The organism is Kineococcus sp. TRM81007, from assembly GCF_022669155.1.
GTDB lineage: Bacteria > Actinomycetota > Actinomycetes > Actinomycetales > Kineococcaceae > Kineococcus.
The window spans coordinates 138,124-159,405 of sequence record NZ_JALBVB010000052.1; the positions used below are offsets into that span (position 1 = coordinate 138,124).

Annotated in this window: 17 protein-coding genes and 1 pseudogene; 16 read left to right on the forward strand and 2 right to left on the reverse strand. The window is 77.0% G+C overall.

What is annotated here, in order from left to right:
• A partial coding sequence (locus MN205_RS11165; protein WP_242127220.1) for a GGDEF domain-containing protein occupies positions 1–586 on the forward strand: 586 nt, incomplete at its 5' end.
• 205 nt (positions 587–791) lie between these two features.
• On the forward strand, positions 792–2,093 hold the full coding sequence (locus MN205_RS11170) for a potassium transporter TrkG (RefSeq protein ID WP_255819113.1): 1,302 nt from the start codon (positions 792–794) through the stop codon (positions 2,091–2,093).
• A gap of 92 nt (positions 2,094–2,185) precedes the next feature.
• On the opposite strand, the gene MN205_RS11175 is transcribed toward MN205_RS11170, so the two are convergent.
• A complete protein-coding gene (locus MN205_RS11175) occupies positions 2,186–2,830 on the reverse strand; it encodes a CBS domain-containing protein (protein ID WP_242127224.1) in 645 nt (214 codons plus the stop codon).
• A gap of 201 nt (positions 2,831–3,031) precedes the next feature.
• On the opposite strand from MN205_RS11175, the gene MN205_RS11180 reads away from it, so the two are divergent.
• The 10 genes and pseudogenes from MN205_RS11180 (at position 3,032) to MN205_RS11225 (ending at position 15,089) form a co-directional block, all read left to right on the forward strand.
• Entirely contained in the window at positions 3,032–3,718 is a 687-nt protein-coding gene (locus MN205_RS11180; RefSeq protein ID WP_242127226.1) for a trans-aconitate 2-methyltransferase, read from the forward strand.
• Between the two features lie 125 nt (positions 3,719–3,843).
• Positions 3,844–5,022: an acyl-CoA dehydrogenase family protein gene (locus MN205_RS11185; protein WP_242127228.1), complete on the forward strand. Its 1,179-nt coding sequence runs from the start codon at positions 3,844–3,846 to the stop codon at positions 5,020–5,022.
• Positions 5,023–5,190: 168 nt separating this feature from the next.
• A pseudogene (gene mihF / locus MN205_RS11190) lies at positions 5,191–5,511 on the forward strand (integration host factor, actinobacterial type); the annotation flags it as partial.
• 95 nt (positions 5,512–5,606) lie between these two features.
• Entirely contained in the window at positions 5,607–6,200 is a 594-nt protein-coding gene (gene gmk, locus MN205_RS11195; RefSeq protein ID WP_242127230.1) for a guanylate kinase, read from the forward strand.
• A 145-nt stretch (positions 6,201–6,345) separates the two neighbouring features.
• The gene (gene rpoZ, locus MN205_RS11200; protein ID WP_308220271.1) at positions 6,346–6,609 is read left to right on the forward strand and encodes a DNA-directed RNA polymerase subunit omega; all 264 of its coding nucleotides are present in this window, start codon (positions 6,346–6,348) and stop codon (positions 6,607–6,609) included.
• Positions 6,606–7,949, forward strand: coding sequence for a bifunctional phosphopantothenoylcysteine decarboxylase/phosphopantothenate--cysteine ligase CoaBC (gene coaBC, locus MN205_RS11205; protein WP_242127232.1), 1,344 nt, complete (start codon positions 6,606–6,608; stop codon positions 7,947–7,949). Before rpoZ ends, coaBC begins: the two co-directional genes overlap by 4 nt.
• Positions 7,946–9,145 (forward strand): methionine adenosyltransferase, encoded by a 1,200-nt coding sequence (gene metK, locus MN205_RS11210; protein ID WP_242127234.1) that lies wholly within the window; start codon positions 7,946–7,948, stop codon positions 9,143–9,145. Before coaBC ends, metK begins: the two co-directional genes overlap by 4 nt.
• Positions 9,142–11,271, forward strand: coding sequence for a primosomal protein N' (locus MN205_RS11215; protein WP_374115915.1), 2,130 nt, complete (start codon positions 9,142–9,144; stop codon positions 11,269–11,271). Before metK ends, MN205_RS11215 begins: the two co-directional genes overlap by 4 nt.
• Before the next feature lie 120 nt (positions 11,272–11,391).
• The gene (locus MN205_RS11220) at positions 11,392–12,369 is read left to right on the forward strand and encodes an NAD(P)-dependent oxidoreductase (protein ID WP_242127238.1); all 978 of its coding nucleotides are present in this window, start codon (positions 11,392–11,394) and stop codon (positions 12,367–12,369) included.
• A gap of 143 nt (positions 12,370–12,512) precedes the next feature.
• On the forward strand, positions 12,513–15,089 hold the full coding sequence (locus tag MN205_RS11225) for a rhamnogalacturonan lyase (RefSeq protein ID WP_242127240.1): 2,577 nt from the start codon (positions 12,513–12,515) through the stop codon (positions 15,087–15,089).
• A 96-nt stretch (positions 15,090–15,185) separates the two neighbouring features.
• Here MN205_RS11225 and MN205_RS11230 read toward each other — a convergent pair whose 3' ends face one another.
• Positions 15,186–16,628 carry a DUF2079 domain-containing protein gene (locus tag MN205_RS11230; protein WP_242127242.1) on the reverse strand — a complete coding sequence of 481 codons (1,443 nt, stop codon included), beginning with the start codon at positions 16,626–16,628 and terminating at the stop codon, positions 15,186–15,188.
• 194 nt (positions 16,629–16,822) lie between these two features.
• On the opposite strand from MN205_RS11230, the gene def reads away from it, so the two are divergent.
• The 4 genes from def (at position 16,823) to MN205_RS11250 (ending at position 21,064) form a co-directional block, all read left to right on the forward strand.
• Entirely contained in the window at positions 16,823–17,368 is a 546-nt protein-coding gene (def, locus tag MN205_RS11235) for a peptide deformylase (protein WP_242127244.1), read from the forward strand.
• Positions 17,368–18,291 carry a methionyl-tRNA formyltransferase gene (gene fmt, locus MN205_RS11240; protein WP_242127246.1) on the forward strand — a complete coding sequence of 308 codons (924 nt, stop codon included), beginning with the start codon at positions 17,368–17,370 and terminating at the stop codon, positions 18,289–18,291. The genes def and fmt overlap by 1 nt, the downstream gene beginning before the upstream one ends.
• Complete coding sequence (locus tag MN205_RS11245) at positions 18,288–19,910, forward strand: RsmB/NOP family class I SAM-dependent RNA methyltransferase (RefSeq protein WP_242127248.1); 1,623 nt, start codon at positions 18,288–18,290, stop codon at positions 19,908–19,910. The genes fmt and MN205_RS11245 overlap by 4 nt, the downstream gene beginning before the upstream one ends.
• Positions 19,911–19,975: 65 nt before the next feature.
• The gene (locus MN205_RS11250) at positions 19,976–21,064 is read left to right on the forward strand and encodes an alpha-hydroxy acid oxidase (protein ID WP_242127250.1); all 1,089 of its coding nucleotides are present in this window, start codon (positions 19,976–19,978) and stop codon (positions 21,062–21,064) included.
• The last annotated feature ends 218 nt before the right edge of the window (positions 21,065–21,282 follow it).

Consider the following 21,282-nt stretch of genomic DNA (forward strand, 5'->3'; position numbering starts at 1 on the left):
GCGCGCCAGCGCACGCCTGCGCGAGCAGCTCGCCGTCACCCGGGCGCTGCAGGAACGTCTGGCCGAGGACGCCGTCCGCGACTCCCTGACGGGCCTGCACAACCGTCGCCACCTCGTGCAGGTGCTGGAACGGGCGCTGGCACGTGCGCGGGGGAGCGGGGACCCCCTGAGCGTCGTGCTCATCGACATCGACCACTTCAAGGCGGTCAACGACACCCACGGCCACCGCGCCGGTGACGAGGTCCTGCGCGCGGTGGCCGACGAGCTGCGGGCGGGGTGCCGCGCCGACGACACCGTCGCCCGCTACGGCGGCGAGGAGTTCGTGCTCGTCCTGCCCTCGACCTCCCGCGAGCAGGCCCTCGAGCGCACGGAGGAGCTGCGCCGCCGTCGTGCCGCGGGCGCCGTCCGCCTGACGGGCCCGGTGCCGCACCCGCGGCAGGCCCCCGCGATCGCGGTGACGTTCTCCGCCGGCGTCGCCACCCACGCCGGGGACGGCACCGACGCGGACGGCCTGCTCGCCGCCGCCGACCGGGCTCTCTACGCCGCCAAGGCCGCTGGGCGCAACCAGGTCGCCGCCGCGCGGTGACGCCGCGCGGGTGCCGCGTCAAGGACGCGTCAAGATCGGCGTGCGCGAGCACCAGCGGCGACGGTGCGCGCGCGGCGGCTGGCACCGTGGGGCGGTGACGAGCACGACCTCCCGCGCCGGGAGCGCCGACGGCGCCGGTCCTCCCCGCCGCGCGCAGCGCCCCGCTCGAGCGTGGCGGACCCGCTCCAGCCCCCACCCGGCGCAGCTGACCGTCGCCGGCTTCGCCGTCGGCGTCCTGGTCGGCACCGCCCTGCTGCTGCTGCCGTTCTCGCACCGCGAGGGTGTGCGCACCACCGTCGTGGAGGCGCTGTTCACCGCCACCTCGGCGCTGTGCGTCACCGGCCTGGCCGTCGTGGACACCCCCACGCACTGGTCCACCGCCGGGCAGGTCGTCATCCTCGTGCTCATCCAGGTCGGCGGCTTCGGCATCATGGCGCTGGCCTCCCTGCTGGGGGTGCTCATCACGCACCGCCTGGGGCTGCGCGGCCGGATGGCCGCCGCCGCCGAGACGAGGACCGTGCAGGCCGGGGACGTGCGCGCCCTGCTCGTCGGCATCGCCCGCCTCAGCCTGGTCGTGGAGGCGGTCACCGCCGCGCTGCTGGCCGCCCGCTTCGCCCTCGGCTACGGCGAACCGCTGCCGCGCGCGCTGTGGCTGGGGGTCTTCCACTCCGTCTCGGCGTTCAACAACGCCGGCTTCGCCCTCTACAGCGACAGCCTGGTCCGCTTCGCCACCGACCCGTGGATCTGCGTGCCGATCGCCGTCGCCGTCGTGCTGGGCGGCATCGGCTTCCCGGTGCTCTTCGAGCTGCGCCGGCACCTGCGCACCCCGGCGCGCTGGAGCCTGCACACCAAGGCCACCCTGCTCGGCACCGCCGTGCTGCTGCCCGCCGGCGCAGCGTTCTTCACGCTCGCCGAGTGGGGCAACCCCGGCACCCTCGGCCCGATGAGCGTGCCCGGCAAGCTGCTGGCGGGCGCCTTCCAGGGCGTCATGCCCCGCACCGCCGGGTTCAACAGCGTCGACGTCGCCCAGATGAACACCGGCACCTGGCTGGGCACCGACGTGCTCATGTTCATCGGCGGCGGCAGCGCCGGCACCGCCGGCGGCATCAAGATCACCACGTTCCTGGTGCTGCTGTTCGTCATCGTCTCCGAGGCGCGCGGCGACGACGACGTCCTCGCCTTCGGCCGCCGGCTGCCGCGCGGGGTGCAGCGCCAGGCCCTCACCGTGGCGCTGCTGGGCGTGGCGGCCGTCGTCCTGCCCGCCGTCGCCTTCGCCCTGACGACGCCGTTCACCCTCGACCGCATCCTCTACGAGGTCGTCTCCGCCTTCGCCACCGTGGGGCTGTCCACCGGCATCACCGCCCAGTTGCCCGTGCCGCACCAGCTCGTCCTGGTGGCGCTGATGTTCCTGGGGCGCACCGGCACCATCACCCTGGCCACCGCCCTGGCCCTGCGCAGCAGGCCCCGGCTGTACCGGCTGCCGCCCGAGCGGCCCATCGTCGGCTGACGCGCCCCCGGGACCGCACCGGGTGCGAGCGCCGCGTCACGGGCGCCGCGTCACGGGCGCCGCGTCACGGGCGCCGCGTCACGGGCGCCGCGTCACGGGCGCGAGCGCCCCACCGGCTGGTCGATGGAGACGTGCTCGTCCACCCCGGACACGTGCACCACCCCGGGCACGGTGCGCAGCAGCACCGCCGCGATGCGCCGCTGCCCGGGGTCGTGCACCCCGTCCAGCGTCACCACCCCGTCCTCCACCTGCACCCGCCACGGCTGCCCCGGCAGGTCGTCCGCCAGCCGTGCCAGCGCCGCCTCGCGCACGTCCTCGTCCGGGTGCGCGATCGTGCGCAGCACGTCGCGGCGCGCCAGGATCCCCACCACGCGGCGCCCCTCGCACACGGGTGCGGCGTGGATGCCGTGGTCCAGCAGCAGCGCCGCCGCCGTGGCCAGGTCCGTGCGCGGCTCCACCGTCAGCGGCCGCGTCGTCATCACCTCCGCGACCGTGCGCGGCGGTGCCGCACCGTCACCGCTGTCGCCGTCGCGGTCCAGCTCGCGGCTGCGCGGGTCGGCGCCCAGGCGCTCGCGCAGCAGGTCGCTCTCGCTGACCATGCCCACCAGGTGCCCGTCGGCGTCCAGCACCGGCACCGAGGAGATGCGGTGGTGCAGCAGGGTGCGCGCCGCGTGCGCCACCTCGTCGTCGTCCAGCACGGTCACCACCGGGACCGTCATCGCCTCGCGGACCAGCACCCCGACCACCTCCCGGCGCGCCGCGACCCTCGCAGCGCTCCCGCTCCCGATGGTGGCGCCTGCGCGCGCCGACCGCCAGGGCCGCGGGTCGCGGGTCGCGGCCGGTCCCGCGCGCTGCGCGCGTGGTGCGTGGCGGTCGCTAGTCTCGCCTCCCACCCGTGCGCCCGGAGGGGCGCCAGAGCACCCGGGAGCGAACGCACCGTGCACGGCGAGCCAGCACCCGACGCGACGGGGCCCGAGCAGAACGAGGCCATCGGGCTCTACTACGACGACTTCGCCCCGCACTACGTGCCGGGGTGGCGTTCCCTGGAGCACTACGGCCCCCTGGTCGCGGACTTCCTGCTGCGCACCGTGACGCCCGAGTGCCGGGTGCTCGACGTCGGGTGCGGGCCGGGGCAGCTGACGAGGGACCTCGCCCCGGACGTCTCCGTCACGGGGATCGACCTGTCACCGCGGATGCTCGCGGTCGCGCGCGCCGCCCGGCCCGGGGGCCGGTACGTGCGGCACGACTTCCACGACCCGCTGCCGGACGACCGGGGCCGCTTCGACGTCGTCGTCGCCGTGGGGTGCCTGGAGTTCTGCCGCGACCTCACCGCGACGCTGCGCAACCTCGCCGACGCGTGCGCGCCCGGGGCGCGACTGCTGGTGGGGGTCGTCGAGGACCGCGACGCGCGCGAGCCCGGTCGTTCCCGGCGCGCGTTCTCCGAGGACGGCCTGCCGGGGATCGACATGCACAGCTACGACGCCACCGCGCAGCTGGGAGCGGTCACGGCCGCGGGGCTGTCCCCCTGGTCGTACCGGTTCGTGCCGGCCTGGCGGCACGAGGAGTACTCCTACGTCGTGCGGTACGGGCTGTGGGAACTGCGGAAGGACGCGCCGGGCACGTGAGGCCCGGCGGCGCCGGCGGGACGCCCCGGCCGGTCGCCCCCGGTGTCCACAGCCCCCGCGGGAGCGTTGCAGACTGGGGGAGCGTGGCGCACCGGCGCGCCACCGGTACCGCGACGGAGAGCCTCGTGACCGACCTGCTCACCAGCGACTTCTACGCCTTCCAGGCCGACGCCCTCACGCCCCGCGAGCAGGAGTCCGTGCTCGCCCTGCGCGAGTACCTCGAGAGGGAGGTGCGCCCGATCGCCGACGAGTGCTGGGTGCGCGCGGAGTTCCCCCGGCAGGTCGTCGTGCCGCTGGCCGAGCTCGGCTGCTACGGCGCGGCGTGGCCGGAGACGCGACGCTTCGCCGGCTCCGCCGTGCACCGCGGCTGGGTCGCCCTGGAACTGGCGCGCGTGGACGCCTCCATCGCCACCTTCGTCGGCGTCACCAACGGGCTGGCCATGGGCTCGATCGCGCAGACCGGCTCGCCCGAGCAGCGCGCGCACTGGCTGCCGCCCATGGCCCGCGGCGAGCTCGTCGGCGCCTTCGCCCTGACCGAACCCGGCTCCGGCTCCGACGTGGCCGGGGGCCTGAGCACCACCGCGCGCCGCGAGGGCGGGCAGTGGGTCCTCGACGGCGCCAAGCGCTGGATCGGCAACGCCACCTTCGCCGACGTCGTCGTCGTGTGGGCCCGCGACGTCGCCGACGGGCAGGTGAAGGGCTTCCTCGTCACGAAGGGCACCCCCGGCTTCACCGCCACCAGGATCGAGGACAAGACCGCGCTGCGCACCGTGCAGAACGCCGACGTCGTGCTCGAGGGCGTGCGCGTGCCTGAGGAGCGCCGCCTGGCGAACGCCCGGTCCTTCAAGGACACCGCGGCCGTGCTGCGCCTGACCCGCGCCGAGGTCGCCTGGCAGGCCGTCGGCGTGGCCATGGGCGCCTACGAGGCCGCGCTGGCGTACGCGCTGCGGCGCGAGCAGTTCGGCCGGCCCATCGCCGCCCACCAGCTCGTGCAGGACCTGCTCGTGCGCAGCCTGGGCGACATCACCGCCTCCCTGGCGCTGTGCGTGCAGGTCTCCCGGCTGCTCGACGCCGGCCGGCAGCACGACGCGCACTCCGCGCTCGCCAAGGCGTACACCACCACCCGGATGCGCGAGACCGTCGCCCGCTGCCGCGAGGTCCTCGGCGGCAACGGGATCGTGCCCGGGCACGGCGTGGCGCGGTACTTCGCCGACGCGGAGGCGGTCTACTCCTACGAGGGCACGAGGGAGGTCAACACCCTCATCGTCGGGCGCGCGATCACCGGGCACGCCGCGTTCGCGTGAGCGCGCGGCCGCTGCGGCCGGGTGCGACCGGGCGGTGCGGGTGCGCGCACCCCGCCGTTGCCGCTGGTCGAGGGGTGTCGCTAGGTTGCCGCGCACGCCCTGACCAGCTGCGCCGACCCGCCTGCTGACCAGCGGGCCAGCCCCAGCCGGACGACCCGAGGTGACACCGTGGCCCTGCCTCCCCTGACCGCCGAACAGCGCGCCGCCGCCCTGGAGAAGGCGGCCGCCGCCCGTCGCGAGCGCGCGGAGGTGAAGAACCGGCTGAAGTACGCCGGCGGCTCCCTGGAGGAGGTCGTCAAGGAGGGCCAGGAGAACGAGGTCCTGGGCAAGATGAAGGTCTCCGCGCTGCTGGAGTCGCTGCCCAACGTCGGCAAGGTCCGCGCCCGGCAGATCATGGCCGAGATCGGCATCTCCGAGTCGCGGCGGGTGCGCGGGCTGGGCGCGCACCAGATCGCCGCCCTCGTGGAGCGCTTCGGCCAGGGGTCCGCACCGGCCGGCGACGGGGACGGCGCCGACGGCCGGGACGGCGCGCCCGAGGCGAACGGGAGCTCCCGCGCGGCCGCGAACGGGAGCGCACCGCGACCGTGAGCGACCCGCAGCACCACCCGCACGCCCCCGGCCCGGCGCGCCTGACCGTGCTGGCCGGACCCACCGCCGTCGGCAAGGGCACCGTCTCGGCTGACCTGCGCCACCGCTACCCGCAGGTGTGGATCTCCGTGTCGGCCACCACCCGGCCCCAGCGCCCCGGCGAGGTCGACGGGGTGCACTACCACTTCGTGTCCGAGGAGACCTTCGACGGCTACGTCGAGCGCGGCGAGCTGCTGGAGTGGGCCCGCGTGCACGGCCGGCACCGCTACGGCACCCCCCGCGGCCCGGTGGAGCAGGTGCTGGCCTCCGGGCGCCCGGCGCTGCTGGAGATCGACCTGGCCGGCGCCCGGCAGGTGCGCGAGGCCATGCCCGAGGCCCGGTTCGTCTTCCTCGCCCCGCCCAGCTGGGAGGAGCTGGTGCGCCGCCTGGTCGGGCGCGGCACCGAGGACGCCGAGGAGCGCGAGCGGCGCCTGAGCACCGCGCGCGTGGAGCTGGCCGCCGAGCCGGAGTTCGACGTGACGATCTACAACGACGACGTGCGCCGCGCCACCGACGAGCTGGTCACCTGGATGGGCGTGCCCACCGCGTAGGACCCCACCGCGTAGGACCCCACCGCGTAGGACCCCACCGTCCGGGCCGGCCACCTGGCGTGGGCGCCGCACCCGCCGGACCTCGTAGGATGGGGTCCGTCTGCCCGCCGCCCGGCGGGGACGTCCCGAACCGAGGAGAGCCACCGTGGCTGGAACCGTCGCGTCGCCCGAGGGCATCACCAACCCGCCCATCGACGACCTGCTGACGGCCGCCGACTCCAAGTACGCGCTGGTCATCTACGCGGCCAAGCGCGCCCGGCAGATCAACGCCTACTACTCGCAGCTGGGCGAGGGGCTGCTGGAGTACGTCGGCCCGCTGGTGGAGACCCACGTGCAGGAGAAGGCCCTGTCCGTGGCGATGCGCGAGATCAACGAGGGCATGCTGACCTCGGAGCCCGTCGAGCAGTGAGCCCCACCGCGCCCCCGGGCGGCCCGCGCCGGGTCGTCCTGGGGGTCGCCGGCGGCATCGCCGCCTACAAGGCGGCGCTGCTGCTGCGCGAGCTGACCGAGTCCGGGCACGAGGTCACCGTCGTGCCCACCGCGGCCGCCGAGCGCTTCGTCGGCCGCGCCACGTTCGAGGCCCTGTCCGGGCGCCGGGTTGCCCACGACGTGTGGACCGGTGCCGAGGAGGTCCCGCACGTGCGGCTGGGCCGGCACGCCGACCTCGTCGTCGTCGCCCCCGCCACCGCCGACCTGCTCGCACGCGCCGCGCACGGCCTGGCCGACGACCTGCTGACCAACGTGCTGCTGACGGCCACCTGCCCGGTGCTGCTGGCACCGGCCATGCACACCGAGATGTGGCTGAACCCGGCCGTGCAGGCCAACGTCGCCCTGCTGCGCTCGCGCGGGGTCACGGTGCTCGAACCGGCCTCCGGGCGCCTGACCGGCGCCGACTCCGGGCCGGGCCGGCTGCCCGAACCGGCCGAGATCGCCGCCGCCTGCCGCCGCCTGCTCGGCTCCGGCGCCCGCGGCCACGACCTGGCCGGCCGGCGCGTCGTCGTCTCCGCCGGCGGCACCCGCGAGCCCCTGGACCCGGTGCGCTACCTGGGCAACCGCTCCTCGGGGCGGCAGGGCGTGGCGCTGGCCGCCGCCGCGGCCGCCCGCGGGGCGCACGTGACGCTGGTGGCCGCGCACCTGCAGGTGCCCGCCCCCGCGGCCGTGGAGGTGGTGCCCGTGGGTACCGCCCTGGAGCTGCGCGACGCCGTCGTGGCCGCCGCCGCGGACGCCGACGCGGTCGTCATGGCCGCGGCCGTGGCCGACTTCCGCCCCGCCACCCGCGCGGACAGCAAGATCAAGAAGTCCGACGACCCCGCCCGCGACCCCGTGGTGGTCCTGGAGCGCAACCCCGACGTCCTGGCCGGCCTCGTCACCGCCCGCGCCGCCGCGCAGGGAGCCGGCGGGGGAGCCGGCGGGGGTGGCGCTCGCCGCCCCGTCATCGCCGGCTTCGCCGCCGAGACGGGTGACGAGACGGGCAGCGTCCTGGAGCACGGCCGCGCCAAGCTGGCCCGCAAGGGCTGCGACCTGCTGGTGCTCAACGAGGTGGGGGAGGGGCGCGGCTTCGGCACCGCCACCAACGCCGTCGTGCTGCTGGGCGCCGATGGCACCGAGCGCACCGTGCCCGAGGCCAGCAAGGACGTCGTCGCCGACGCGGTGTGGGACGCGCTGGTGCCTATGCTGACCGCGATCACCCCCGCGGCCGACGACGCCGCCGAGAACGCCGCCGAGAACCCCGAGACTGGAGCCCCGTGACCTCCCTGCGCCTGTTCACGTCCGAGTCGGTCACCGAGGGGCACCCCGACAAGATCTGCGACCAGATCTCCGACGGCGTCCTGGACGCCCTGCTGGCGCAGGACCCCCGCAGCCGCGTGGCGGTGGAGACGATGGTCACCACCGGCCTGGTGCACGTGGCCGGCGAGGTCACCACCTCCGCGTACGCCGACATCCCCACGATCGTGCGCCAGACGCTGCTGGGCATCGGCTACGACTCCTCCGCCAAGGGCTTCGACGGGCGCACCTGCGGGGTGGAGGTCTCCATCGGCTCGCAGTCCCCGGACATCGCCCAGGGCGTGGACGAGGCGTGGGAGAACCGCCAGGAGGGCGGCGGGGTGGACCCGCTGGACCTGCAGGGCGCCGGGGACCAGGGCCTGATGTTCGGGTACGCCTGCGACGACACCCCCGAGCTGATGCCGCTGCCGATCCACCTGGCGCACCGCCTCTCCCAGCGGCTGAGCGAGGTGCGCAAGAAGGGTGAGGTGCCCTACCTGCGCCCGGACGGCAAGACGCAGGTGACCATCGGCTACGACGGCGAGCGCCCCGTCACCCTGGACACCGTGGTGCTGTCCACCCAGCACGAGCCGGACGTGGACCTGGTGCGGACCCTCACCCCGGACGTGCGCCGGCACGTCATCGAGCCGGTGCTGGAGGGCCTGGAGCTGGACACCTCCGACATCCGGCTGCTGGTCAACCCCACCGGCCGCTTCGAGATCGGCGGCCCCATGGGCGACGCCGGCCTGACCGGCCGCAAGATCATCGTGGACACCTACGGCGGCATGGCCCGCCACGGCGGCGGCGCCTTCAGCGGCAAGGACCCCTCCAAGGTGGACCGCTCCGCCGCCTACGCGATGCGCTGGGTCGCCAAGAACGTCGTCGCCGCCGGCCTGGCCCGCCGCTGCGAGGTGCAGGTGGCGTACGCCATCGGCAAGGCGCACCCGGTGGGCCTGTACGTGGAGACCTTCGGCACCGAGCAGGTCGCCCTCGGCCGCATCCAGGCCGCCATCCGCGAGGTGTTCGACCTGCGCCCGGCCGCGATCGTGCGCGACCTGGACCTGCTCAAGCCCGTCTACGCGCCGACCGCGGCGTACGGCCACTTCGGCCGGGAGCTGCCCGGGTTCACCTGGGAGCGCACCGACCGCGTCGAGGCCCTGCGCGCCGCAGCGGGCAGCTGACCGGGACGGCGGCCGACCCGGGCGCCGGCACCGGCCCGGCCCCGGCTGACGAACCCGCCCCGGCCGAGCGCGCTCCCGCGAAGCGTGCTCCCGCGAAGCGCGCCCCGGCGAAGCGACGCAGCAGGGCGCTGGAGGGCGTGGCCGCCACCGACCCGGTGGCCAGCGTGCTGGTCCAGGTGCCGCTGCCGCACCTGGACCGCCCCTTCGACTACCTCGTGCCCGCCTCCGTGGAGCACACCGCCGAACCCGGGCGCCTCGTGCGGGTGCCGTTCGCCGGCAGCGACGTCGAGGGGTGGGTCCTGGCCCGCCGCGACGCCAGCGAGCACCCCGGCAAGCTGGCGCGGCTGCGGCGCGTCGTCTCCGGCCTGCCGGTGCTCAGCCCCCAGGTCCTCGACCTCGCCGAGCGCGTCGCCGCCCACTACGGCGGCACCCTGGCCGACGTGGTGCGCCTTGCCGTGCCCGGCCGCCACGCCGGCGCCGAGGACACCGTCCTGCGCGCCGACCCGGTCCACCACGAGCCGGTGCCCGACCCCGTCACCGGTGGCGAGGACCTGGCCGGCTGGGACCGGCACACCGCCGGGCGCGCGTTCCTGACCCACCTGGCCGGTGGCGGCGACCCCCGCGCCGTGGCCACCCTCGCCCCCGGCACCGACCCGCACGAGGCGCTGGCCGTGGCCGCCCGCGCCACCCTCGCCTCCGGGCGCACCGCCCTGCTCGTCGTGCCCGACCACCGCGACCTGCTCCGCCTGGACGCCGCCCTGACCCGGCGCCTGCCGGCCGGGTCCCACGTGCTGCTGGAGGCCGACGCCGGCCCCGCCGCCCGCTACGGCGCGTTCCTGCAGGCGCTGACCGGCCGTGCCCGCGTCGTCGCCGGCACCCGCGCCGCCGTCTTCGCCCCCCTGCCGAACCTCGGCCTGATCGCCCTGCTCGACGACGGCGACGACTCCCACGCCGAGCAGCGCGCCCCCTACCCGCACGCCCGCGACGTCGCCGTCCTGCGCGCCGACGCCACCGGCTGCGCCGCGCTGTTCGCCGGGCGCACCCGCACCGCCGAGACGCAGGTCCTGCTCGCCGACGGCTGGGCGCGCGCCGTCACCGCTCCCCGCGAGCTCGTGCGCGCCACCGCCCCGCGCACCGTCGTGGCCGGCACCACCGGCCCCGACGCGCAGGACCCGCTGGCCGCCGCCGCCCGCCTGCCCAGCGACGGCTGGCGCGTCCTGCGCGACGCCGTGCGCCGCGGCCCCGTCCTGGTGCAGGTGCCCCGCACCGGCTACGTGCCCGCCCTGGCGTGCCGCACCTGCCGCGAACCGGCCCGCTGCACCGCCTGCCACGGCCCGCTCGCCCTGAGCGCCCCCGACGCCCCACCGGCCTGCCGCTGGTGCGCCCGCCCCGCCGCCGACTGGACCTGCCCCACCTGCGGCGAGACCCGCCTGCGCGCGGTGGTCACCGGTGCGCGCCGCACCGCCGAGGAGCTCGGCCGCGCCTTCCCCGGCGTGGAGGTGCGCACCTCCGGCGGCTCCCGCGTCCTGGACGACGTGCCCGCCGAGCCGTCCCTGGTCATCGCGACCCCCGGCGCCGAGCCACGCGCACCCGGCGGGTACGCCGCCGCCCTGCTCCTGGACGGCTGGGCCCTGCTGAACCGCCCCGACCTGCGCGCCCAGGAGGAGGCGCTGCGCCGCTGGTGCGAGGCCGCCGCCCTGGTGCGGCCCGTCACCGACGGCGGCGCCGTCGTCGTGGTCGCCGACCCGCAGGCCGCCGCCGTGCAGGCCCTCGTGCGCTGGGACCCCGCCGGCTTCGCCGAGCGCGAGCTCGCCCAGCGCGCCGAGCTGGACCTGCCGCCCGCCGCCCGCTTCGCCGGCCTGATCGGCGCCGCCGCCGACGTCGCCGAGACCGTCGGCGCCGTCCTGGCCGCCCTGCCACCCGGCCCGGCCGCCGCCGCCCGCGTCCTCGGCCCCGTCCCGCTGCCCGAGCGCCCCGGCACCGCCCCGGCCGTGCGCACCGTCGTGCGCGTGCCGCGCACCGCCTCCGCCGAGCTCGCGCAGGCCGTCAAGACCGTCACCGCCGGGCGCAGCGTGCGCAAGCTGCCCGTGGTGCGGGTGCGCGTCGACCCGCCCGAGATCGGCTGACACCCGCCCCCGCGGAACGCGCGGGTGCAACGCGGGGAGGGCGCCCGAACGGGCGCAGCGAGCGCACCCGTGCCACGATCGCGCCCGGCGGGAGGCTCCCGCCGGACGAGGGGGTTCGCCGTGCGCGTGGTGGTCATCGGGGCGACCGGGCACGTCGGCACCCACCTCGTGCCCCGCCTCGTGCGCGCCGGCCACGACGTCGTCGCGATCAGCCGCGGCACCCGCGAGCCCTACCACCCCCACCCCGCCTGGGACCGCGTCCAGCGCGTCAGCACCGACCGCGACGCCGAGGACGCCGCCGGCACCTTCGGCGAACGCGTCGCCGCCCTGCGCCCGGACGCCGTGATCGACCTGGTCTGCTTCACCCCCGCCTCCGCCGCCCAGCTCGTCGACGCGCTGCGCGGGCGCTGCGGGCACCTGCTGCACGCCGGCACCATCTGGGTGCACGGCCCCGCCACCGCCTCACCCCTGACCGAGGACGACCCGCGCGAGCCGTTCGGCGACTACGGCACGCGGAAGGCGGAGATCGAGCGGCTCCTGCACGCCGAGACCCGCACCGGCGGCCTGGCCTGCACCGTGCTGCACCCCGGCCACATCAGCGGCGCCGGCTGGCCCGTCATCACCCCGCTCGGCAACCTCGACCCCGCCGTCTGGCACGCCCTGGCCACCGGCACCGAACTGCCCGTGCCGGGCCTCGGCCTGGAGACCCTGCACCACGTGCACGCCGACGACGTCGCCCAGGCCTTCGAGCTGGCCCTGCACCGGCGCTCGCGGGCGGTGGGGGAGAGCTTCCACGTCGTGTCCGAGCGGGCGCTGACGGTGCGCGGCCTCGCCGTCGCGGCCGCCGGCTGGTTCGGGCGCGAGCCGGTGCTGCGCCCCGTGGCCTGGGAGGAGTTCCGCGAGCTGGCCGGTGAGCACGCGCAGGCGTCCTGGGAGCACCTGTCGCGCAGCCACAGCGCCTCGATCGCCAAGGCGCGCGCCCTGCTCGGCTACGCGCCGCGCTTCACCTCGCAGGCCGCGGTGGCGGACTCGGTGCGCTGGGCGGGCGCGCGCGGGGAGCTGGACCTGGCCGGGCAGCAGGTGCCGCCCACCGCTTGAGCGCGAAGCGCCCGGGCAAGCGCTTGCCAGGGCGCCGCGCGGCCTCGTACGGTCGATCGAAGCGGGAGGGCCGTACGCCGCTGAATCGTTTCGCGACGACGGCGTCGCGTGGACCGGGCCCACCCACGGACGAAGGACGGGCGATGAGGCTTCTCCCACGTGCGACCACCGGTCGCGCGCTCCTGTGCGGCGGCGTCAGCGCCGCGCTGCTGGTGGGTTCCGCCGCCGGCACCGCCGGCGCGCACCCCGCACCGGACCGGACGGGCGCCGGCACCGGCGTGCAGCTCGAGTGGCTCGACCGCGGCCTGGTCGCGGCGGCCACCGATCGCGGCGTGTTCCTGTCGTGGCGGCTGCTGGGCCACGAGGTCACCGGCGCCACGGTGAGCGGCGAGACCGGTCCGGGCTTCCGCGTCTACCGCGACGGCGCGCTCGTGACGACCGTCACCGGCAGCACGAACTGGCTGGACACCGCCGGCGGCGAGGGCTCGCGCTACCGCGTCGTGCCCGTCGTCGACGGCCGCGAGGCCGGCCCGGTGGGGGAGGCGACCCCGTGGGGCGGGGCGTCCCTGGACGTGGCGCTGCGCAAGCCGGCCGGCGGCACCACCCCGGCGGGGGAGCAGTACACCTACTCCGCCAACGACGTCAGCGCCGCGGACGTCGACGGCGACGGGCAGCTGGAGCTCGTCGTGAAGTGGGACCCCTCGAACTCCAAGGACGTCTCCCAGGTCGGCTACACCGGCAACGCCTACCTCGACACGTACGAGCTGGACGGCACCCTCCTGGCCCGTGTCGACCTCGGCGTGAACATCCGCGCCGGCGCCCACTACACCCAGTTCCTGGTGCAGGACTTCGACGGCGACGGCCGCGCCGAGCTGATGCTCAAGACCGCCCCGGGCACCTCCAGCACCCGCTACGTCGACGGGGAGGCGGCCGGCACCCGGCCGATCACGCTGCTGCCCGAGGACGTGGCGGCGGGTGTGACCCACGCCGACGACTACCGGCTCAGCGCCGCGCAGTACCGCGAGCACTTCATCGGGGTGCTGCGCGGCTGGCACGCCCACCCCGAGGTCGTCGCCGGTCGCTGGCCGGTAACGGTCGAGGAGGCCCTGGGCCTGGAACCGAGGTACTCCTACCCCCTCTCGCAGGCCGACGCGGCCGCGCTGGCCGACCACTTCATCGACGTCTACGCACCCGCCCGCTCCTCCCGCAACGCGCTGCGGGCCTTCGAGGGTTTCATCCTCACCGGGCCCGAGTACCTCACCGTCTTCGACGCCGGCACCGGCGAGGAGCTGCAGACCGTCGCGTACGAACCCGGCCGCACCGACGACGGCCTGATGTGGGGCGACTACGCCATGTCCCGCATCGAACCGGGGAACCGTGTCGACCGGTTCCTCGCCGGCGTCGCCCACCTGGACGGCGAGCGCCCCTCGGCGGTCTTCGCCCGCGGTTACTACACGCGGGCGACGCTGGTGGCCTACGACTGGGACGGTGAACGGCTGACGCGGCGCTGGTCCGTCGACAGCGGTTTCGCCCCCATGACGAACCCGTTCGACGACAGCCCGCACGGGCGCGACGGCACCGACCCGGTGTACGGCACGCTCACCACGCAGGGTTTCCACTCCCTCAGCGCCGCCGACGTCGACGGCGACGGCAGGCACGAGGTCGTCTACGGTTCCGCCACGATCGACGACGACGGCTCCCTGCTGTACTCCTCGTTCGACACGATGCCCGAGGGCTCGGCGGACCCCGGCGCGAGCGCCCGGCTGGGCCACGGCGACGCCATGCACGTCACCGACATCGACCCCGACCGCCCGGGCCTGGAGATCTTCACCGTGCACGAGGGCGGCACCTGGGCCCCGTACGGCAACGCGCTGCGCGACGCCGCCACCGGCGAGACGATCTTCGGCACCTACTCCGGCCGCGACACCGGCCGCGGCATGATCGGCGACGTCGACCCCGGCACCCGCGGCATCGAGGTGTGGGCGTCGATGCCGAACGGCACGGACGGCTCCGGCCTGCTCAGCGCCCGGGGCGAGCAGCTGGCCACCACCACGCCCGGGACCAACCAGTCGATCCGCTGGGCCGCCGACGGCACCACCCAGATCGTCGAGGGCTCCGGCGACGCCACCCCCGTCGTGGTCGACCGGGACCACGGCGTCCTGCTCACCGCGACCGGCACCCGCACCGACAACGGCACCAAGGGCAACCCGGCCCTGGTCGCCGACGTCCTCGGCGACTGGCGCGAGGAACTGGTGCTGCGCACCACCGACAGCACGGCGCTGCGCATCTTCCTCAGCACCGAGGTGACCGACCGCGCCGTGCGAACCCTGATGCACGACGCGCAGTACCGCGACGAGGTCGCCCGGCAGCAGACCGGCTACAACCAGCCGACGCACCCCGGGTTCTACCTCGCCTCCGACACCGACTTCACGCAGGTCCCCGCACCGGACGTGCTGGCACCCACCCCCGAGGTGCTCGGTGCCCGCCTGGCGGAGCTGTCCGCCGCCGGCGAGGTCACCGGACCGGTGGTGAAGGTCCTGCGGGCGCACGCGCGCAACGCGCAGCGGCACCTCGAGCGCGGCCGCGCGGAGCAGGCCGGGCGCGAGCTGCACCGCTTCCTCGACCGGCTCGAGCAGCGCCCGGGCAGCAGCCGGGTCGGTGAGCACGCGGAGCGGGTCCTGCGGTACACCGCCACCTCCGCGCTCACCGCGCTGGGCTGAGCGCACCGCCCCGGTGCCGCTGCGTGCCCGGCGCCGGCCGTCCGCGACGACGGCCGGCGCCGGGCGCGGGCCTCAGCACGGGCCTCAGCACACGTTTCAGCCCTCGCCCGGCAGGTGCACCACGACCGTGTCGCCGGTGCGCTCCACCCGCACCCCCGGCAGCGCGGCGACCTCCTCCAGCCACGCCAGCTTCCCCGCGCGCGAGACGCCCGTGGACGCGCGCGAGGCGTCCAGGACCACCACGCCCGGCAGCCGCTCCAGCGGTGCGTCCACCGACCAACCCACCACGTCGTGCCCACCGCCGGCGTCCCCCAGCAGGTACGGACCGGAGGTGTTGTCCGCCGCCAGCCGCGTACCGGCCGGCAACTGCGCCGTCGCCGCCTGCACCTGCTGCACGTACGGCCCCGGCCGCCAGGCGGCCGCCTGCCACGGCAGCGACAGCGAACCCACCGGCAGCACCCACGCCGTCGTCGCCGCGCTCGCCAGAGCCGCCAGCACCGCCAGCGGCACCACCGCCCGCGGCCGCCGCCCGCCCACCCGGCGCAGCACGTCCACCAGCGCCACCGCCGCCACCGGCACCAGCACCGCCCCGTAGTGCAGACCCGGCGACCAGTACGACGGCGTGACCGAGACCAGCCGCCACGCCAGCGTCGGCACCGCCAGCACCGCCACCGGCGAGGCGACCCACAGCACCCCGCCGCCGACCGCGGTGGCGAGCACCAGCACCGCCCGCAGCCGCAGCGCCTCACCGGCCGGCACCGGCTCCGGCGCCGCCGCGGTGCGCGCGCTGCCGCCGAAGGCCGCCAGCCGGCTCAGGTCGTGCGCGGGATCCACCGCCAGCATCGTGGCGAACGCCACCACCACCCCGGCCACCGCCGCCGCCGCCAGCGCCGCCCCGGCCCGGCGCCGCCCGCGCACCCACAGCAGCACCGCCACCACCGCCACGGTGGCGCCCATGTCCTCCTTGACCAGCAGCAGCGGCAGCGACCACAGCGCCGCCGCCCGGTGCCGGTGCTCCAGCAGCGCGGTGGCGCACAGCGCCAGCAGCGGCACCGCCAGGCACACCTCGTGCACGTCGAAGCGCGCCGCCGCCAGCGACCCGTGCGCCACCGCCGCACCCGCCGCCACCGCCACCGCGGCCGGCAGCGGCAGGTGCCGCACCGCGCAGCGCGCCACCAGCGCCGTGCCCAGCCCCAGCAGCAGCGCCTGCGCCAGCACCAGCGAGCGCGGGTCCGGCCAGGCCGCCCACACCGGGCCGAACACGGCCGTGGCGGGCGAGAAGTGGTCCCCCAGCAGCGGCGTGCCGCCCAGCACGCCCGACGTGGGCAGCTGCAGGCGCGCCCACGAGGCCGCCGACTGGCTGAAGATGCCCAGGTCGTAGTTCGTCGCCTCGCCGCGGTGGAAGTGCCCCAGACCGATCGAGGCGCACAGCAGCGCCGAGACCACCCCGGCCAGCGCCACCAGCGCCCGGCCGGCGCCCGTCGGCGCCCGCGGCGCGGGCGGGGAGGCAGCCGGGGAGGTCGTGCGCAGCGCGGTCATCGCCGACGATGATGCCGCCCGCCCCGCCCGCCCCCCGCGCCCGGCCCGGCCCGGACCGGTCGGGGACGTCGGCGCGCCCACCTAGACTCTCAGGGCCGCGCGCGCCCCGCCGCGCTCGCGCCCCGGGACCCGCAGCACGACGGACCCGCAGCACGACAGACGCCCAGCACCACCCGATCCCGACGAGGAGCCCCGTGGCAGTCCAGCCGATCCGCCTGTTCGGCGACCCGGTCCTGCGCCAGCGCGCGCAGGAGGTGACGACCTTCGACAAGGAGCTGCGCAAGCTCGTCAAGGACCTCGAGGACACCATGCTCGCCGCCCCCGGCGCCGGGCTGGCCGCCCCCCAGCTCGGAGTGGGCCTGCGGGTGTTCACCTACCACGCCGACGGGGAGCTGGGGCACCTGGTCAACCCGGTGCTGGACCTGTCCGAGGAGTGCCAGGACGGCGACGAGGGCTGCCTGTCCTTCCCCGGCATCGTCGCCGACACCCGCCGCGCCCTGCACGTGGTCGCCAAGGGGTACGACGTGCACGGCGAACCCGTCACGATCACCGGCTCGGAGTTCAAGGCGCGCGCCATCCAGCACGAGACCGACCACCTGGACGGGGTGCTGTTCATCGACCGCCTCGACCGGGCCCAGCGCAAGCTGGCGCTGAAGGCGGTGCGCGAGGCGGAGTGGATGGGCCAGCCCGCCCCGCAGGTCAAGGTCTCCCCGCACGCCACGTTCGGCCAGGCCCGCTAGTGCGCCTGGTCTTCGCCGGCACCCCCGACGTCGCGCTCGCCTCCCTGGACGCGCTGCTGGCCTCCTCCCACGAGGTCGCCGCCGTGCTCACCCGCCCCGACGCGCGCGCCGGGCGCGGGCGGCGCACCGCCGCCTCGGCCGTGGCCGAGCGCGCCCGCGAGGCGGGCCTGCCGCTGCTGCAGCCGGCCACCCCGCGCGAGCCCGCCTTCCTCGAGGAACTGGCCGCCCTGGCCCCGGACGCCTGCCCCGTGGTCGCCTACGGCGCCCTGGTGCCGCGCGCGGCGCTGGACGTGCCGCGGCTGGGCTGGGTCAACCTGCACTTCTCCCTGCTGCCGGCCTGGCGCGGCGCCGCCCCCGTCCAGCGCGCCCTCACCGCCGGCGACGACGTCACCGGCGCCAGCGTCTTCCAGCTCGAGGAGGACCTGGACACCGGCCCGGTGTACGGCACCCTCACCGAGCCGGTCGGCGCTCGCGACACCGCCGGGGACCTGCTGGAACGGCTGGCGGTGCACGGCGCGCAGCTGCTGGTGCGGGTGCTGGACGCGATGGAGGCCGGCACCGCGCTCGCGGTGCCGCAACCGGCCGACGGGGTCAGCCTCGCCCCGAAGCTCACCGTGGAGGAGGCGCGGGTGGACTGGACCGCCCCCGCCACCGTGGTCGACCGCCGGGTGCGCGGGTGCACGCCCGAGCCGGGCGCGTGGACGACGTTCCGCGGTGAGCGGCTGAAGCTGTCGCCCGTGCTGCCGGTCGCCGGGGAGAACCCCGGGCCGGGCCGGGTGGTCGTGGAGAAGCGGCGGGTGCTGGTGGGCACCGGGGACGGGCCGGTCGAGCTGGGGCCGGTGCAGGCGGCGGGCAAGCGGGCGATGCCCGCGGTGGACTGGGCGCGCGGGGTGCGCCCCGGCGAGGACGAGGAGCTGCGGTGACACCGGCGCACGACGGGCGCGGAGACGAGCGCGGGGACGAGCGCGGTCGGAGGGACGGGCGCGGGGGCCCGGGCGGCTCGCGGGGCCCGCGCGGCGGGGAGCGCGGTGGTGCCCGCGGCGGTGCCCGCGGTGACGACCGCTCGGGTTCGCGCGGCCCCTCGCGCGAGGGCCCCGGTGGGCAGTCGCCGCGCCGCGGGGTGAAGCAGGACCGCTACACCCGCGTCGACGACGCGCGCCAGGTCGCGTTCGCCGTGCTGCGCGCGGTGGACGAGGAGGACGCCTACGCCAACCTGGTCCTGCCGCAGCTGCTGCGCCGACGGCACCTGGGCGGGCGCGACGCCGCCTTCGCCACCGAGCTGGCCTACGGCGTGCTGCGCGGGCGCGGCACCTACGACGCCCTGCTGGCCACCGTCGTGGACCGGCCCTTCAGCGACCTGGACCCCGGCGTGCTGGACGCGCTGCGCCTGGGCATGCACCAGCTGCTGGCGATGCGGGTGCCCGACCACGCCGCCGTGGCCACCACGGTGGCGCTCGCGCGCGGGGAGCTGGGCGCCGGCCCGGCCGGCCTGGTCAACGCGGTGCTGCGCAGCGCCGTCGGCCGCGAGCTGGGTCCCTGGCTGGAGGAGGCCGCCCCGCCGGTGGGCACCGACGAGGGGTGGGCGGTGCGCACCTCGCACCCGCAGTGGGTGGTGCGCGCCCTGCGCGAGGCGCTGCGCGCCCACGGCCACGACCCCGACGAGCTCGGGGAGCTGCTGGCCGCCGACAACGCCCCGGCCGCGGTGGCGCTGGCCGCGCTGCCCGGCCTGGCGGCCCCGGCGGACCTGCTCAGCGACGACCGCGCCCTGACCGTGCGCCCGGGCCGCTTCTCGCCCACCGCGGCGCTGCTGGAGCGCGGCGACCCCGGCCAGGTGCCGGCCGTGCGCGAGGCCCGCGCCCGCGTGCAGGACGAGGGCAGCCAGCTGGTGGCGCACCTGCTGGCCGCCGCCGACGTCGACGGGCGCGACGAGCGCTGGCTGGACCTGTGCGCCGGCCCCGGCGGCAAGGCCGCGCTGCTGGCCGCCACGGCCGTGCAGCGCGGTGCGCACCTGACGGCCGTGGAGGTCGCCCCGCACCGCGCCGACCTGGTGCGCTCGGCGCTGGCCGCGGTGCCGGACGGCCCGCTGGGCCCGGTCGAGGTGCGGGTGGGGGACGGGCGCGAGGTCGGCGGCGACGAGCCCGGCACCTACGACCGCGTCCTGGTCGACGCCCCCTGCACGGGCCTGGGCGCGCTGCGCCGCCGCCCCGAGGCGCGCTGGCGGCGCACCCCGGCGGACCTGGGCACCCTGGGTCCGCTGCAGCGGGCGCTGCTGGGCTCGGCGGTCGACGCGCTGCGCCCCGGCGGGGTGGTCGCGTACGCCACCTGCTCGCCCGTGCTGGCCGAGACCCGCCTGGTCGTCGACGACGCCGTCAAGGCCGCCGCCAAGCGCGGCGTGGGCCTGGAACGCCTGGACACCCCCGCGGTGCTGGCGCGCGTGGCCCCCGGCGTCGAGCACGCCGCCGCGGGCACCGCCGTGCAGCTGTGGCCGCACACCCACGGCACCGACGCCATGCACGTGGCCCTGCTGCGCCGCACGTCCTGAGCGCACCGCCCGCGCGCCCGCGCGCCGTCCCCGCACCGGGGAGGGGACGCGGGCAGGATGGGCCGGTGACCTGGGTCGAGGACCTCCACCGCCGCGCCGACGAGCAGCTGCCCGACTACGTCGCGGAGTACTTCGCCACCGCCGCCGGGGACGGGCAGTGCCGGCGCGAGGGGATCGCGGCGTGGGAGGCGCTGCGGCTGCGCCCGTCCGTGCTGCGCGACACCAGCCGCGTGAGCACCGCCACCACCGTGCTGGGCACCCCGGTGTCCTTCCCCGTGCTCGTCGCGCCCATGGCGCAGCAGGTCGCCGCCCGCCCCGAGGGGGAGGTGCTCACCGGCCGCGCCGTCGCCGGGGCCGGGACCGTCCTGGGCGTCTCCACCAACACCGGCGTGACCTTCGCCGACGTCGCCGCCACCGGCGCGCTGTGGTGGTACCAGGTCTACGTCATGCAGGACCGCTCCCTGACGCGGCTGCTCGTCGAGCGCGCCGCCGCCGCCGGCGCCTCGGCCCTGGTGCTGACGGTGGACACCACCGCCCTGGCACCGGCGCTGCCCGGTGTGGAGCCCACCGAGTGGCCCGACACGCACCGCAAGGCCCGGGTGGTCAACCTCACCGACGCCGAGCGCGCCGCCGCCGGCCCGCACGCGCTGCGCTCGGCGGAGGACCTGACCCCCGACGCCATCGGCTGGCTGCGCGAGCTCACCGGCCTGCCGGTGGCCGTCAAGGGCGTGTTGACGGCCCGCGACGCGCGCCGCTGCGTGGACGCCGGCGCCGACGCGGTGATCGTGTCCACCCACGGCGGGCGCCGCTTGGGCACCTCGATCACCAGCGCCCGCGCCCTGCCCGAGGTCGTCGCCGAGGTCGGCGCCGAGGTGGAGGTCCACGTGGACTCCGGCGTGCGCGAGGGCTCGCACGTGGTGGCGGCGCTGGCCATGGGCGCGCGCGCGGTGCACGTGGGCCGGCCGGTGATGTGGGGGCTGGCCGCCGACGGGCAGGCGGGCGTGAGCGCCGTGCTGGAGCGGCTGCGCGCGGACCTGGTCACCACCCTGCGCCAGGCCGGGGTCCCCGACGTGGCGCAGCTGCGTCCCTCGGACGTCGCCCACCCCGAGCCCGCGCACCCCACGGGCCACCCGCTCGCCCCCCCGCAGCCCTGAGAGCGAGCGCCCGAGCGGTCCCGGCGGGCGCTCGCCGCGGTTCGAGGTGCGCGACGCGCCCGGCGTGGGCAGCGTGGGACCCCGACCGCACCAGCAGGAGGAAGCCCGTGCCGCCCGAGACCGACACCCAGACCCCCCGCACCCCGGCCGCCGACGGCCGGGAGGGCGACCACGCCGCTCGGAGCACCGGTGGGCGCACCGACGAGCTCGCCGGTGAG

What these genes read in the sequence shown, in the direction of transcription:
- MN205_RS11225 (WP_242127240.1), top strand. Translation starts at nt 12,513, where the DNA reads ATGAGGCTTCTCCCACGTGCGACCACCGGTCGCGCGCTCCTGTGCGGC.
- MN205_RS11230 (WP_242127242.1), bottom strand. Translation starts at nt 16,628, where the DNA reads ATGACCGCGCTGCGCACGACCTCCCCGGCTGCCTCCCCGCCCGCGCCG.